The organism is Schinkia acidoalkalinis (assembly GCF_054301215.1).
Map to the genome: position 1 here is coordinate 3750235 of NZ_CP182573.1, position 14628 is coordinate 3764862.

Consider the following 14628-nt stretch of genomic DNA (forward strand, 5'->3'; position numbering starts at 1 on the left):
ATCTTTTTGCCCGAAAGCATTAATGGAATATTTAAATCTTAGTGTTGCTTTTCTTAGCTTTTTGTTCTAATTGTGATTTAGGATTTGGTGTGAACCCTTCCTCTGAATAACCTTGCTTGTTTACCGCTGGTGCGAACTTTCCGCGATTGGTATCTTTCGTCATTGATTATCCTCCTAATTCTAATAAAATATGCCTTCCTGCAGTATTACTGGGAAAGACCCTTATATCAAATCTTCAATATTTTTTCCGGAAATGACTAATAATATGACCATGATTTCCTTCTTAGCCAATTGGAGGTGTGTCCATGAATAGAGGAATTACAACAGCTCTTTTCTCTATAGGTTTTGCCCAGTTTATGAAGATTCCGATTAAAAAGGTTCGAACGGGGAAGTGGGACTGGAGCGTATTTTTTGAAACAGGTGGGATGCCGAGTTCTCATTCTGCAGGCGTAGCCTCATTAGCGACATTTATCGCTTTAAAACGCGGAATCACCACGATTGATTTTGCGTTATCTTCAGTTTTTGGTTTGATTGTCATGTATGACGCTCAAGGAGTACGCAGACAAACAGGGGAGCTGTCGGTTCGTGTCAATGATCTTTATGAAGAAATCAATCGGTTGAAAGAGGAAGTTCAAAGCGCTGAAGTCCATGAGAAAGAGGAAGACAAGGTAAAAGAAGCACTAGGCCATCAACCGGAAGAAGTGGTCGGGGGTGCATTACTTGGTGTTGCCATTGGTGTGCTAAGTTTTTTAATACAAAAAAATAAATGTAAAAAACTACAAAAGATTTGTCGAATTTTCGAATAAATGTATAGTATAATTAAATATGTTCAGGCTTCAGTGATAATAAAGAGGAGAATGATCATTTTATTATGCAGGCAATTTCTACAAACGATTACTTAAACCATTTGCAAACGAAAGGGTTTTCCTTCCGTGAAGATAGTCTTGGCTTTATAGAATTTGGAAAAATGTATACGGCTTCGTCAGATAAAGTGGTGAATCTAGCAATAGAAATTACGTTGAAGGCTCAGCTTGAATTCGATGGGAGCTTTTTTATTGCGATTTTAGAAATGTTTAAAGCGCACAATATCTCCAGTAAGAAAGCGGCTTATAAGCTTTTGAAGGAACGGAATATTTTGTAGAAACTTCTGCTATTTGGCGTCTTTCATTAAAAAAAAATCCCTAAGAAGGTAACTCCTCCAAAGGGATTTTTTTATGCAATTCAATTTATCTAGAAAGAATTACTTCACTATTACTTGCTCCTGGCGGCACCATTGGATAGACGTTTTCTTCTTCCACAATATCAAATTCTAAGAGAGCTGGTCCCTCGGAAGTAAATGCTTTTTGAATGACATCTTTCGCTTCTTCGGCATTTTTTGCTTTAAAGCCGGCTATGCCGTATGCTTCAGCCAGCTTTACAAAATCAGGCGAAGAAATCTTAACAGATGAATATCGGCGGTCGTAAAATAGTTCTTGCCACTGCCGAACCATGCCGAGATAGCCGTTATTAAGCACGATAATTTTAATAGGAAGCTTTTGGATAAAAGCAGTGCTTAGCTCCTGCAAATTCATTTGGAAGCTACCGTCTCCGGTAATACAAACAATTTGCTTTGTTGGCATCGCAACTGCAGCACCAATAGCTGCTGGAAGTCCAAATCCCATTGTTCCTAACCCACCAGATGATAGGAAAGTGCGAGGCTTCGTAAATTTATAATTATGTGCTGTGAAAATCTGGTGCTGTCCGACATCTGTGACTACAACGGTGTCATCATCTGAAAATTGGTCGACTAGCTGTAATACTTCTTGTGGCTTTAAGACACTGTTTACTTTATCGAAGCGAGGCACTGTGCGTTTAAAATTTGTTACTTCCTCTACCCATTCTGCACAATTCTCCACAATTTCTTCAGCATTTACTTGTTTAGTTAGCTCTTCTAAAAAGTCATGAACATCAGCGACAACCGGAATATCAATATTTACAATCTTATTAATTTCGGATGCATCAATATCAACTTGAATTTTTGTTGACTTCGGTGAAAAACCGCTCATCTTACCTGTTACCCGGTCACTAAAACGGACACCAAGGCAAAATAAAACATCACAGTTATGAACAGCTTTATTGGAAGCAAATGTACCGTGCATGCCGAGCATCCCTAAATATAGGCTGTGTTTACTATCAAAAGCTCCAATCCCCATGAGGGTGCTGGCGACAGGAATCCTTGTTTTTTCAACAAAGTCAGCCAGAACCTCTGAGGCTTCGGAAAGAATAACACCGCCGCCAACTAATATGACCGGTTTCTTCGCCTCAGATAATGATTTTAAAACATTTTTAACTGCATTTTTGCTAACTGCTTTTTTAGGTTTTTTATTTTCTATAACTGATGGTGCTGTTTCAAGATTTAAATTTTCGGCATTCTCAATTAAAATGTTTGCTGGAATTTCGACAACTACCGGTCCTGGTCTTCCACCTTCAGAAATTGTCCGTGCTATTTCAATGGAGGCAGGCAAACTTTCTATTTTACTTACTCTAATATTATGTTTAGTTACAGGGACTGTTAAACCGTTGACATCAACCTCTTGGAAAGAATCTTTGCCAATTTTTTCATTTTCTATTTGGCAGGCGATGACAACCATTGGTACTGAATCACTAAAAGCGGTTGCGATGCCTGTAATCGCGTTAGTAACACCTGTTCCTGCACCAATTAAGGAAAATCCTGCCTTTCCACAGGCTCTTGCATAGCCGTCGGCAGCATGGACAGCCGCTTGCTCATGTTTCATCTGAATAAACGTTATTTCTTTTGTTTCAGCTAGTTTATCAAAAATTGGCAACAAGATCTCGCCGTGACAGCCAAAAAGTTTATGTCCACCTTGCTGTGCAATTGAGTTAAGGAGTAGGCTTGCTCCGTTATACTCTTGTTTAGTTAAAACCATCCCAAAACAACTCCTTAAATTTTGACTATTTTTTAACAATTTTAAATAAACAGACAAGAATTGTATGTGATAAATGTCATATTTATGTAACTCATTTTGCCTCATAACTACGTTTACTGCGAAGTAAGGTTTCAAACACTTTTTGCGGTAATTCAGCTAGAATCATTCCGACAAAAATTAATAAGCAGCCTAAGAGAGCTTTACCACCAAGACGTTCATTCGCCCAGAAGTAGGCTGTAATCGCCGCAAATACCGGCTCCATTGCAAAAATTAAGGCAACGCGTGTTGGCGTCGTATACTTTTGAAAGTTGGTTTGCGCTAAAAAGGCAAGCGCTGTTGCAAAGAAGGAACAAATGACAAGAGCAGATAAAACAGTAGTGTTTCCCACCACACTTGCGTCAAAAGCCCGCTGCCAATCTTCGAAAAGAAAGGCTGAAATTCCGCTTAGTAATGCAACTGTTAGAATTTGCACAATGGTCAGCCATAACGTGGAGTAAAAAGGGGTGTATTTTCCAGTAACGATAATATGGGCGGCAAACGATATCGCGCAAAAAAATACTAAAATATCACCAAAATTTAGTGCTGAACTGTCGCCCAACGTTAATAAATATAAACCAATTGTTGCGACTCCAACGCCAAAAATGGCAAAACGCTTTGGCGTTTCTTTTAAAAATAAAAAGCCGAAGAGAGGCACTAAGACAACACTTAAGCCGGTAATAAACCCTGCTTTTGAGGAGGTTGTATGTAAAAGTCCAAATGTTTGTAGTAGATAGCCGGCAAAAAGCCATGTACCCATTATAAAGCCTGATAAAATGAGTTTTTTATTTAATTTGGATAATAAATTCCGTTTAAAAATAAATAGCCAGGCTAGAAGAAATAGACCGGCAAGACTAAACCTAACGGCATTAAAAGTAAATGGTTCAAGGAGTGCAACCGCATTTTGCACAAGCACAAAGGTTGATCCCCATATAAACGTAACGAATAAAAGACTTACATCTGCAAATATTTGCTGTTTTTTCATTAATTCTTGATGCTCCTTATTTATTTAATTGAATTGCTTTTCTTGCAAGCTCGTCTGCAACTGAATTTTGACTGCTTGGTACCCATTTTAAAAAACATAAATCAAATTGATCCATTAACAATAATGCTTGATCAAGCCAAATCTTAAATTTTTCTTTTTTCGCATAACGTTTTTCTACAGCACGGTCAACTGCTTGTGAATCTGTGCGGACAGATATCACTTTATAGCCGTTTTCTTTGCAAATTTCCATTGCCTTTACTAAAGCAGCATATTCCGCTTCATGATTTGACATGACACCTAAAGGGATAGAATAGCGTTCTACAACACCATTATTATTTATGAAAATTCCAGCACCTGATGGTCCTGGATCACCAGCACTGGCACCATCAATATAAACTTGAATCAAGAGATCATCTCCCATCGGAAAAAAATTCATAATTGATATTCTATCATAATTTTCTAAATTAAGTTAGTGAAATGTAAGAGGTTTGAATTTGCCAAGATTATGATAAAATAAGCGTAAACTGTCGAAAGGGGATTATGTTGTGAAGGTATCAATACATTGGACTTACAAACATCCAAAAGGCAGACAGATTGAATTGACTTCAGATTTTTTGCCAGCAAACGAAGCACTATTTCTTGCAGAAGACTTTGAGAAAACAGGTCGAACGAAAGAACTCATGTTTTATGATACACGAGACCAATCATGGACGAAAAAAGAATTACAGCAATTTGTAAAAGGGATTGAAACAGAGCCTCATGATATTGTTGCATTTTTTGACGGAGGCTACGATCTTGAATCAAGGAAGGCCGGTTTAGGTGTGGCTATCTATTTTACGCAAAATAATAAACAATACCGCGTCCGTAAAAACAGTTTATTTGAGGAAATTAAGTCCAATAACGAGGCGGAATATGCTGCGTTTTGGCTTTTGCTGCAAGAACTTGAGACTTTAGGTGTTCACCATATCGATGTAACATTTAAAGGGGACTCACAGGTGGTATTAAATCAATTAAGCGGTGAATGGCCTGTCTATGAAGAAGAATTCATGCCTTGGATAGACCGGATTGAGGAAAAAATGAAAAAGCTAGGGATTATGGCTAGTTTCGAGCCAATTTCACGGAAGCTAAATAAAGAATGCGATCAACTTGCATTCCAAGCATTAAATGGAATAGAAATTGACAGTCGCTTGGATTTGCAAAATGGGTAGTAATCTGAAAAATTCGTCCATGAATTTTACAAAAGATGGAGGTGAGTGGATGGATCGAAAAGAAGCCATTGAGAAGGTCGGAGAGATTTTGGATACATATTGCAACGGTTGTTTTTTAGTCCATCATCACCGTAAGGAATTCGGCAAAAAATATGCACAACGCTTTTGTATCCATCAATGTACTGTCGGAAGCGACCTTAAAAAGTATGGAAAAATCCTTTCCTAACGAATTCGAACAAAAATAAAAAAGCTGATTAGGCAACCGTTATTGGTCGCTAATCAGCTTTCACTTTTTAATACAAACGTTGTTAGCGCTTAGCTTCCTTTAATTGCTCTGCACAATCATCCAAAAGAGATTGCTGCTTGTTTAAAAATTCATCATCGACACCTGTTGCATTTCGCATGGCATCCTGAAGATGGCCTTTCGCAAGATTCACAGCATCAGTAGCCGCTTCCAGCTGACCTGGTTCCATGCTCATCGTTGCAGACCCAACCATTTTTTTGGCAGCATCAATGGAAAGCTCAACTTGTTTTAAATCATTAAATGGTTCTCCCATATGTATTCCTCCTTAAAAGACAAGTTCTACATATAGATTTTGTTTATTGTGGGAATTTCATTCATTAAAAACAGAAAAAGACCACCCATAGGGCAGTCTTTTCATTTATAGGCTTATTCATTAATTTTAGGGTTCAAATTAAGCTTTTGTTACGTTAGCTGCTTGAGGACCACGAGCACCTTCAACGATTTCGAAAGTTACTTCTTGACCTTCTTCTAAAGTTTTGAAACCTTCAGATTGGATTGCTGAGAAATGTACGAATACATCGTCTCCACCTTCAACTTCGATGAATCCAAATCCTTTTTCTGCATTAAACCATTTTACTTTACCGTTTTGCATATTTATTAATCCTCCTAAAAATCCTGCACGAAAGTGCTCGAAAATATATATCAACTACAAATCGTGAGTTGATTAGTAATAATATAGCATTTACCAATCAAGAAAACAAGACAATAAAAAAATATTTAATAAAAATTGTCTTTGAGTATTTCCTCCCACTTATAACCATTTAGCTTTCCATATTTTAGTTTATAAAAATTTGTAAAAGCAAGAAATAACAGCATTCAACGATGTTCAACAGTATTCCGCAAACAATAGTAATCATCTTTTAATAGTGATAAAAAAAGTATACAAGAAAAATAAAATAAAAATATTTTTGAATTCATTTCTTTTGAATGAAACTTTCCATCTTTGAATACGTCTAAATAGTATGGAGGAAAAACTTGTCTAAGGAGGGAAATTATGATGAAGAAAAAAGCAATTGTATTTAGCTGTATGCTAGTATTACCACAAATGGCCGCAGTTCCTTTTGCAAGCGCAGCACCACAGACAATGGAATACAGTACGGGAAAAGTGGCGTCTGATGCTGTGAAAATGAGCCCTGAACAAAGTCAAGTGGTAGCAGCGAAAGTTACCAAGGATCAAGCGATTGAGATTGCGAAAGACTTTGTAATAGTGCCTAAGGATTACACACAGCAATCTGTCAGTTATCAAGGTAATTGGTACCCAGGTAATCGTACAGTATGGAATATTAACTGGAATCGGCAAACTGAGCAAGGCTATGGAAATATTTCCGTTACAATTGATGCTGAAAACGGAACGGTCATATCAATGAACAACTGGGAGGATACATACAATCAAGAAGCTTCCTATCCTCCAAAATTTAATTGGGAAAGTGCGAAAAAAGTTGCTGAACGATTTTTACAAGAAAAAGTACCACAAAAGGCTAGTATCGTAAAGTTAGATACTACAAATCTTGCTAATCAAAAACCGCCATTACAAGGGAATGCCAACTACTATTACTCATTCGCTCGTGTTGAAAATGGTATTCCATTCCAAGACCAATTTATTTCAATCACCGTTGACGGAAACGGTAAAGTAGTCGGCTATGAATATCGTTGGTCAGATGACTTAAGCATCCCAGCTGCTTCAGGAATGATTTCACAACAGCAAGCTGAGCAAAAAATAAAAGACGGTACACAAATTCAATTAAAATATCAAACAATTTATAATTACCAATTGCCGCAGGCAGAGCAAAAACCAACTGTAAAATTAGCTTATGACAGCCGTTTTAATTATCCATACATTGATGCGAAAACTGGACAATGGCTTGACTTCAGCGGAAAACCAATCGATATTAACAAGCTGCCAGCAAAACTTGAACCGCTTGCAGCTGGGAAACCAACACAAACAACTACCGTTAAAAAAAATATAACTCAAGAAGAAGCGATTCAAATCGCGAAAAAACAATTTGATATTCCGGCGAGCGCAGTCCTGGAAAATGTTAATTTTAATGATGAAGACCAATATCAAAGGTTTCCGGTTTGGAATTTAAATTGGAGACTCGGTGAACAGTCCCAACAATGGATCAATGTCTCTATTAATGGTCATTCTGGACAAATCACGAATTATTATAAGGAAGACCAAAGCAGATATCAACCATATAGTGATAATCAGACAGTCAAACAGGCTGTTAATTATGAACAAGCACTTGTAAAAGCGAAGGAAGCTTTGAAAACCTTTGCACCTGAGCTTCTTAACCAATTAACGTTCGACCCAGTACGAAATCCAAAGCCGGAAAATCCAGATAAAATGAGGGAGTTTTATTTCACCTTCCATCGCCTTGTTAATGGAATCGTTGTTGAAGATCAGTTTGTAAATGTAACTGTAGGAACGGAAACTGGAGAGGTCTTCCAATATTCTCAAAGCTTGGACCCGGAAGCTAAATTCCCAGATGCAAAAAGCGCTGTTTCAGTAGAGAAAGGGAAAGAAGCTTATTTCGATAATTATACGATTGTCCCTAAATATTTATATATTGAAAATGTTGATTATTCTACACCAAGGCCAATTTATTCCGCGCCTAAAGTAAAGCTTGTGTACCACTTAGCAATGAAACCGCAGGATCAAGCTGTTTATCTTGATGCGACGAAAGGTAAATGGGTATCAATCGAAACAGGCGAGCCAATCCGAGGAAACATTGTGGCAAAGGATATAAAAGGTCATCCAAATGAAAAAGCGTTACAGCTGTTGATTGATTACTATGCGATTGATGTTGATGACGCTGGACTTGTAAAACCAGATGAAGATATTACGAGAGGCGAAATGGTGAAAATGCTCATGCTTGTCACCAATCCAGACCCATATTACTATAAAATGAACTTTGTGGGTGGAGGTAGACCGGCAACCTTTAACGATGTAGGAAGTAATTCACCATATTATGCTTATGTGGAATCAGCAGTTCAGCAAGGGTTAATTGATAAAACAAGTTCAGAGTTTAAACCAAATGAAACGGTAACTCGTGAAGAATTGGCAGAAATGATTGTCAAGGCCATGAAGTTAGATAAGCTTGCCGAGGTCCCAGCATTATTCAATATCAATTTTGCTGATGCTGAAAAAATCACGAAAAAAGGTCATGCAGCCATTGTTCATCATTTAGGCATTATGCCTGCAACGAATAATAATTTTGAGCCTGTGAAAAAAGTAACACGCGCGGCCGGAGCTCAAGCCTTTTATCAATTTTTACAAGAACGTGGGAAATATAATCGTTAGAAAGTAACGATTCTTTTTATCAAAAAAGCTGCTAAACTAATAGGTAACTAGTTTAGCAGCTTTCTATCATATAAGTTTCTTAATATTGAAATTATCCTCCAACAACGCCCAGTTTTGTGGATAGTCATATCCCAACGCCCAATAACTGACACCACGTAGCTTAAATTCCTTCACTAAATCGAATTTTGCCTGGGCACTTCGAGCATCTTCAAACCAAACTTCATGCTGTTTCCCTTGATCATCTACATAACGGAAAAACGGAGATTGTGCCCTTTCATCATATTGGATTGTTGCGCCGTGGGTTACTGCAAGCCGCACTGCTTCTTGAACACCAAAGGTTCTGGCTGATTGCCCCTTTACATGAGGGAGCACCCAGTCGCGTGCATAGATTTGGAATCCTAGGAAAATTTTTTCAGGAGGCATAACGCTTACAGCGTATTCGATGACGCGCCTCATTTGATTAATCGGTGAGATTGCTTGTGGCGGACCAAGACGGTACCCCCATTCGTAGGTCATGAGGACGACAAAATCAGTAATTCTCCCGTGGGCTGCATAATCATGGGCGGTATATAGCAGGCCTGATTGCTCGGCGCTGGTCTTTGGTGCAAGTGCACTTGAGACAAAATAGCCTTTTGGATGAAGACGATTAACAGCAAGCTGCATAAAGCGGTTATAATTTTCACGATCTGCAGGTAGGACGTTTTCGAAATCAATATTCAAGCCGCGGTAGCCTTTTTCATCCATTACTTTAAGAGCGTTTGTCAGCACTTTTTCGCTTAGCTCTTGATTAGCTAAAATGGTATTCGCTAAATTGGAACCAAGTGAGGTGGACGTAAAGTTGGTAATCGCCATCATTGGGACAACCCTTTGTGAATACGCGGCAGTGATTGCCTTGTTGTCAGGAAATGGCTCCAATGTTCCATCCTCTTTAATTTTATAGGCAAAAGGGCTTAGATATGTTAAGTGGCGGCCAACCTCACTAATGGATGCAGCAGCAGCATCCTCACTTCCTTGATAGGTGTAAGCATTGACTTCAATTGTCGGTTTTGGACTTGGAATCAGTAAGCGTGTACCAATATAAAGAAGATTTGGATTTTGAATTTGATTTAAGCGGATAATGGTTTGGACCGTAGTACCATATCGGCTTGCAATGGCTGATAATGTGTCGCCAGATTGAACAACATGGACGCGTGGTGGGATGATGAGCTTGGTCCCGGGATATACAAGATTAGGATTTGTTAGATTATTAGCCTGGATTATATCATTAGTTGTTACACCATTCTGTTGTGCAATTGACCATAATGTTTCACCTGATGAAACAACATGTGTTGTGTTTGCTGTTGGAACAACCAAAGATTGACCAATCACCAGCTGATTTGGATATTGCAATTCATTTATTTGTACAATCGAATTTGTACTTACGTTGTAACGATTAGCAATCTGCCAAAGCGTTTCCCCGCTTCTTACAACATGGATAAGCAATAGGATCACCTCCAACATCTTTCGATAATGTACTATATTATGCAAGAATGAAGATTGTGTATTTTGTCTACTCTGTAAGATTTTTTAGATGAAAAACCCCGAGATGTGCTATAATATAGACTTCTTCGGTCATAATGACATTTTTTAAGGAGATGGTTGTCAAAATGGTAGCTGTCATTTTAACTGAAAAACCCTCTGTTGCGAAAAACATTGCTGATGCACTGAAAATAAAGGGAAAACAAGATGGTTATTATGAAGGAAATGGCTATTGTATAACATGGGCATTTGGCCATCTATTACAACTTTATGATGCAAAGGATTATGAACCATCGATGAAGAGTTGGAGGATGGAGAAATTTCCATTTATCCCGGAAAAGTTTCGCTACAAAGTGAAATCCAGTCCGAAAAATCGTGACTTTAAGGATGCTGGTGCTGAAAAGCAATTAAAAACGATATACCGTTTATTGAAACGTTCAGATGTTGATACAATCATTTCTGCGTGCGATTACGACCGCGAAGGACAAATTATTGGTGATACGATTATCTACAATTTAAAAGTGAACAAGCCTGTTTATCGTCTATTATTAAATGAATGGACGCCTGATGAGGTATTAAAGGGCTTACATGCACTTAAATCAAATCATGAATTAAAGCCGCTTCAGGATGCAGGGATTAGCAGGCAATGGGCAGACTGGATCATTGGAATTAATCTTACATCTGTTGCCACTTTAAAATACCAAAAAGGCAAGGGACAAGCTTTAAATATCGGTAGAGTATTATTGCCAACTTTGAAGATTATTTATGACCGCGATCAGGAAATCAAAAATTTCGTGCCGGAAAGCTACTATAAATTAAACGCGACATTCCGTACTTCAAAAAATGAATATTATGAAGCAGTTTATCAAGAGGATAAAGAAGATAAGTTTAAAGACCCCAATCATCTACAAATTATTGAGCAACAAATAGAGGGAAAAAAGGGGAAAATTCTAGATAAACAAATAGAGCGTAAAAAAGAATATCCCCCTTATTTATTTAATCTTACAAACCTCCAAGGGACAATCACAAGCAAATTCAAGGGATGGACATCCGATAAAGTATTAAAGGTGGCGCAGGGGTTATATGAGAAAAAGCTTATTACATACCCGCGGACCGCTAGTGTCGTGTTGGAGGAGAGCCTAGTAGGCAGGGCCGCGAAGGTTTTAGAAAGTTTAACAGAAGGACATCCATTGAAAGATGAAATTACCTTTTCAAAACTAAAACGTGTCTTTGACAATTCAAAGGTAGAGAGCCATAGCGCAATCATTCCAACGTATTTGAAAGCGAAGTCGCTTACGAGTGATGAGGAAATCGTTTATTCAGCAATAAAAAATCGCTTCATTGCTCAGTTTATGCCGATTGCAGAATATGAAGAAACGAAGATTATCACAAAAGTTGAAGATGTACTAGGTATTTTCTACTCACAAGGGAAAGTGGAGCTTGTCCGTGGTTGGAAAAAGGTGGAGCAGATTGAATCAAAGGATACGATTTTGCCATTTGTTGAAGTAAATGAAGAGGTTGACATTGAAAAGCATGAGATGACTTCCCATGTAACCAAACCACCTAAGCACCATACCGAAAAAACATTACTCCGCGTCATGGAAACGTGCGGAAAAAGCTATAAAGAAGAAGACAGTGAAGAAATGCTTGTGGCCATTTTAAGCGGTTTTAGCATCGGAACTCCGGCAACAAGGGCGGAAACGATTAAAAAGCTGAAAGATGTTGGCTATATTACAACACAAAATAAAAATTTGATCTGTACTGATGTTGGGCGGAAGCTTGTTGAAACCTTTCCTATAAAAAATTTATTTGACCTTGAATTTACCGGCAAACTTGAAAAAACGCTGGCAGATATTGAAAAACAAAAATATGCCAAAGATGCCTTTCTGAAGGTAATCTTTGATTTTACAGTAGATTCAGTTTCAAAAATAAAGGCTGATCAAGAAGTCACGATCCAAGAGGTAGTGTCTGAGAAAAAATCAGTGGAATCATTGGGGAATTGTCCCCTATGTGGTCATGCAGTGATTGAAGGCCAAAAAGGGTTTGGATGCAGCAATTGGAAAAATGGCTGTAAATTTGTGGTTTGGAAGAATGATAAATTTTTAGGGGCAATGAAAAAGAAGCCCACGAAAACGATGGTAAAGGCGCTTTTAAAAAACGGCGTTGCCCATGTTAAAGGATTCACGAGTAAAAATGGCAATAAATTTGATGCTAATTTACGTTACATCAAGAATCCGGATAATGCCTATTTCAGTTGGAAGATGGAGTTTACGAAGGAAAATGGGTAAGTAAGGAAATGGAGGCACACAAAATTGTTCTGTGTGCCTAACGTTCATTTTGCCCTTGGTGCACTAGTAAAAGCGATTTTTCTATGTGTACCATCGCAAAAAGGTTTTTTCTCTGAAGCGCCACAGCGGCATAGTGAAAAAGTGGATCCGACCTCAAACTTTTCTCCGCTACCATCCACTAATTCAACATTGCCATTTATGCGGATGGAGCCATTATCATTGATCTTAATGATTACATTTTCGTTCTCCAAATTATCACATCCTTTTCGCATATTAATTAACTTATATTCAAGAACGGTTTAGGAAAGAATCCCTTTTCGAAATAATTGTGCAACGGCATGGGCGCGATTTTGTCCGCCAAGTTTTTGTATCGCAGTCTTGACATACTGTTTAACGGTTAAATCACTAATTTTCATTGAATCTGCCATTTCTTTTGTAGTTTCTCCCCAAGAAATTCTTCGCATGACTTCAAATTCCCGATTACTTAAAAGGTTCGAATCCTCCATGTAAGAATTCTCGATGATTTTTTCACTTAATTTTCCAAACATTGTTAGCGATGTAAGCAGTTTATCGTCAACGTCTACCCCCTCATTAAATTCCGTACTACAAATATAACCAATCACAACAGATCCCATAAACAGTGGTACAACTACTACAGAACTAATATGGGAGCCGATGACATACTTGCAACTTGTTTGTTTAAGGTATTCAATCCCAGAAACGTATTTTGCCTTCTTTTCACGAATAGCAGCCCAAATGACAGGTAGTGATCTTACATCATCGCGCATTTCTCTAATATGTACTAAACCTGTAGCTGTGACCAAAAAGATTCCTTCCGCAAGATAACCAAAAGGTGAATATCTGAATAAATAAGCGTTTCTCATCGGAAAAAGTTTCATATAGACTTCAAGCATTTGATACAGTTTTTCTTCGTGACTAGACAAGTGTTCCAGTTTTCGTATCTGTTCACGCATGGAGTATTCAGAAGGCATCTAATCATCCCCTTTTTAGGTAGTTAGTACATCCTATAATAGGAATATTCTTGTTATTCCGAAAATAATAAAATAATTATAGACAAGTTATAGAAATTTGTTCTTTGAATGTAACCAAACGAAAAGTAGGAGGTAAATTATGGCTCAATTAGACCCGAAAGCAAAAGCTTATCTTGATTTGTTTTATCAAATGCCATTGCTTCAAACAATGGAGCCACAGGCTGTTAGGGATATGTTCGCCCAAGCTCCTGTTCCGGAAATTGAATTAGCTTCACTTCGGAAGGTGGAGAATCGTTACATTCCAGTAGCTGAGGGGGTAAACATTCCAATTAGAATTTATACGCCGGAAGGGGAAGGGCCATTTCCTTTATTTGTTTATTACCATGGCGGCGGCTGGGTGATTGGTGACTTGGAAACAGCTGATGCCAGTTGCAGAATGCTGGCGAATAAACTAGGAAGAGTTGTCGTATCTATTGATTACCGACTAGCTCCTGAATATAAGTTTCCAATTCCAGTACAAGACTCATATGCAGCACTACAATGGGTGAGTGAAAATGCTGCGGAAATAAATGCAAGCGCTTCCAGTATTGCTGTTGGAGGTGATAGTGCCGGTGGAAATTTATCTGCGGTTGTATCGATGATAGCAAGGGACCGTAAAGGACCGAAGATTAACGCGCAAATCCTTATTTATCCTGTTACTGATTTAGGATATGATACGGGCTCCTATCAACAATTTGCGGAAGGCTATGGCCTCGATCGAGACTTAATGATTTGGTTTGGCGATTATTACATTAGAACGGAAGAGGATGCGAAAAACATTTATGTTGCCCCATTATTAGCTGAAAACTTGGGTAGCCTTCCTCCAGCATTTGTCATTACAGCAGAATTTGATGTACTTAGGAATGAAGGACTGGCTTACGCAAACCGTCTGACAGAAAATGGCATTAAAGTGGAGGCTGTTTGTGAAGAAGGGTTAGTTCACGGTTTCTTTACGAATATGGCTGTGTTCCCGGAACGAATTGAAGGGACTATTTCTAAAATTGCTCAATTTCTAAAGGAGGTAAAATAA

General features: G+C 38.2%; 16 protein-coding genes. 7 read left to right on the forward strand and 9 right to left on the reverse strand.

Features of this window, described 5'->3' with window-relative positions; genetic code table 11:
- Nucleotides 1–31 precede the first annotated feature (31 nt).
- The gene (locus ACNQFZ_RS19105) at nucleotides 32–163 is read right to left on the reverse strand and encodes a small, acid-soluble spore protein L (RefSeq protein ID WP_458412893.1); all 132 of its coding nucleotides are present in this window, start codon (nucleotides 161–163) and stop codon (nucleotides 32–34) included.
- A gap of 142 nt (nucleotides 164–305) precedes the next feature.
- On the opposite strand from ACNQFZ_RS19105, the gene ACNQFZ_RS19110 reads away from it, so the two are divergent.
- Both ACNQFZ_RS19110 and ACNQFZ_RS19115 read left to right on the forward strand, forming a co-directional pair.
- A complete protein-coding gene (locus tag ACNQFZ_RS19110; protein WP_458412894.1) occupies nucleotides 306–806 on the forward strand; it encodes a divergent PAP2 family protein in 501 nt (166 codons plus the stop codon).
- Nucleotides 807–871: 65 nt separating this feature from the next.
- A complete protein-coding gene (locus ACNQFZ_RS19115) occupies nucleotides 872–1141 on the forward strand; it encodes a DUF6123 family protein (RefSeq protein ID WP_458412895.1) in 270 nt (89 codons plus the stop codon).
- A gap of 85 nt (nucleotides 1142–1226) precedes the next feature.
- Here ACNQFZ_RS19115 and ilvB read toward each other — a convergent pair whose 3' ends face one another.
- From ilvB to ACNQFZ_RS19130, 3 genes are all read right to left on the reverse strand, one after another.
- Entirely contained in the window at nucleotides 1227–2927 is a 1701-nt protein-coding gene (ilvB, locus tag ACNQFZ_RS19120) for a biosynthetic-type acetolactate synthase large subunit (RefSeq protein ID WP_458412896.1), read from the reverse strand.
- A gap of 91 nt (nucleotides 2928–3018) precedes the next feature.
- Nucleotides 3019–3948, reverse strand: a complete 930-nt coding sequence (locus ACNQFZ_RS19125) for a DMT family transporter (protein WP_458412897.1) — start codon at nucleotides 3946–3948, stop codon at nucleotides 3019–3021.
- Between the two features lie 16 nt (nucleotides 3949–3964).
- A complete protein-coding gene (locus ACNQFZ_RS19130) occupies nucleotides 3965–4354 on the reverse strand; it encodes a reverse transcriptase-like protein (protein ID WP_458412898.1) in 390 nt (129 codons plus the stop codon).
- A gap of 139 nt (nucleotides 4355–4493) precedes the next feature.
- On the opposite strand from ACNQFZ_RS19130, the gene ACNQFZ_RS19135 reads away from it, so the two are divergent.
- Both ACNQFZ_RS19135 and ACNQFZ_RS19140 read left to right on the forward strand, forming a co-directional pair.
- The gene (locus ACNQFZ_RS19135; RefSeq protein WP_458412899.1) at nucleotides 4494–5156 is read left to right on the forward strand and encodes a ribonuclease H family protein; all 663 of its coding nucleotides are present in this window, start codon (nucleotides 4494–4496) and stop codon (nucleotides 5154–5156) included.
- A 49-nt stretch (nucleotides 5157–5205) separates the two neighbouring features.
- Nucleotides 5206–5382 (forward strand): zinc-finger domain-containing protein, encoded by a 177-nt coding sequence (locus ACNQFZ_RS19140; protein WP_458412900.1) that lies wholly within the window; start codon nucleotides 5206–5208, stop codon nucleotides 5380–5382.
- An 82-nt stretch (nucleotides 5383–5464) separates the two neighbouring features.
- Here the strand turns inward: ACNQFZ_RS19140 and ACNQFZ_RS19145 are convergent, their stop codons facing one another.
- Entirely contained in the window at nucleotides 5465–5713 is a 249-nt protein-coding gene (locus tag ACNQFZ_RS19145; protein WP_458412901.1) for a DUF2564 family protein, read from the reverse strand.
- A 138-nt stretch (nucleotides 5714–5851) separates the two neighbouring features.
- On the reverse strand, nucleotides 5852–6052 hold the full coding sequence (gene cspD / locus ACNQFZ_RS19150; RefSeq protein WP_458412902.1) for a cold-shock protein CspD: 201 nt from the start codon (nucleotides 6050–6052) through the stop codon (nucleotides 5852–5854).
- Between the two features lie 402 nt (nucleotides 6053–6454).
- Here cspD and ACNQFZ_RS19155 point away from each other — a divergent pair, with 402 nt between their 5' ends.
- A complete protein-coding gene (locus ACNQFZ_RS19155; RefSeq protein WP_458412903.1) occupies nucleotides 6455–8761 on the forward strand; it encodes a YcdB/YcdC domain-containing protein in 2307 nt (768 codons plus the stop codon).
- Between the two features lie 66 nt (nucleotides 8762–8827).
- Here the strand turns inward: ACNQFZ_RS19155 and ACNQFZ_RS19160 are convergent, their stop codons facing one another.
- Entirely contained in the window at nucleotides 8828–10243 is a 1416-nt protein-coding gene (locus tag ACNQFZ_RS19160; RefSeq protein ID WP_458412904.1) for a LysM peptidoglycan-binding domain-containing protein, read from the reverse strand.
- A 164-nt stretch (nucleotides 10244–10407) separates the two neighbouring features.
- On the opposite strand from ACNQFZ_RS19160, the gene ACNQFZ_RS19165 reads away from it, so the two are divergent.
- The gene (locus ACNQFZ_RS19165) at nucleotides 10408–12567 is read left to right on the forward strand and encodes a DNA topoisomerase (protein ID WP_458412905.1); all 2160 of its coding nucleotides are present in this window, start codon (nucleotides 10408–10410) and stop codon (nucleotides 12565–12567) included.
- A 44-nt stretch (nucleotides 12568–12611) separates the two neighbouring features.
- Here the strand turns inward: ACNQFZ_RS19165 and ACNQFZ_RS19170 are convergent, their stop codons facing one another.
- Both ACNQFZ_RS19170 and ACNQFZ_RS19175 read right to left on the reverse strand, forming a co-directional pair.
- The gene (locus tag ACNQFZ_RS19170) at nucleotides 12612–12818 is read right to left on the reverse strand and encodes a CDGSH iron-sulfur domain-containing protein (protein ID WP_458412906.1); all 207 of its coding nucleotides are present in this window, start codon (nucleotides 12816–12818) and stop codon (nucleotides 12612–12614) included.
- Nucleotides 12819–12866: 48 nt separating this feature from the next.
- A complete protein-coding gene (locus tag ACNQFZ_RS19175; protein WP_458412907.1) occupies nucleotides 12867–13559 on the reverse strand; it encodes a LuxR C-terminal-related transcriptional regulator in 693 nt (230 codons plus the stop codon).
- Between the two features lie 139 nt (nucleotides 13560–13698).
- Between ACNQFZ_RS19175 and ACNQFZ_RS19180 the strand changes: the two genes are divergently transcribed.
- Nucleotides 13699–14628: an alpha/beta hydrolase gene (locus ACNQFZ_RS19180; protein WP_458412908.1), complete on the forward strand. Its 930-nt coding sequence runs from the start codon at nucleotides 13699–13701 to the stop codon at nucleotides 14626–14628.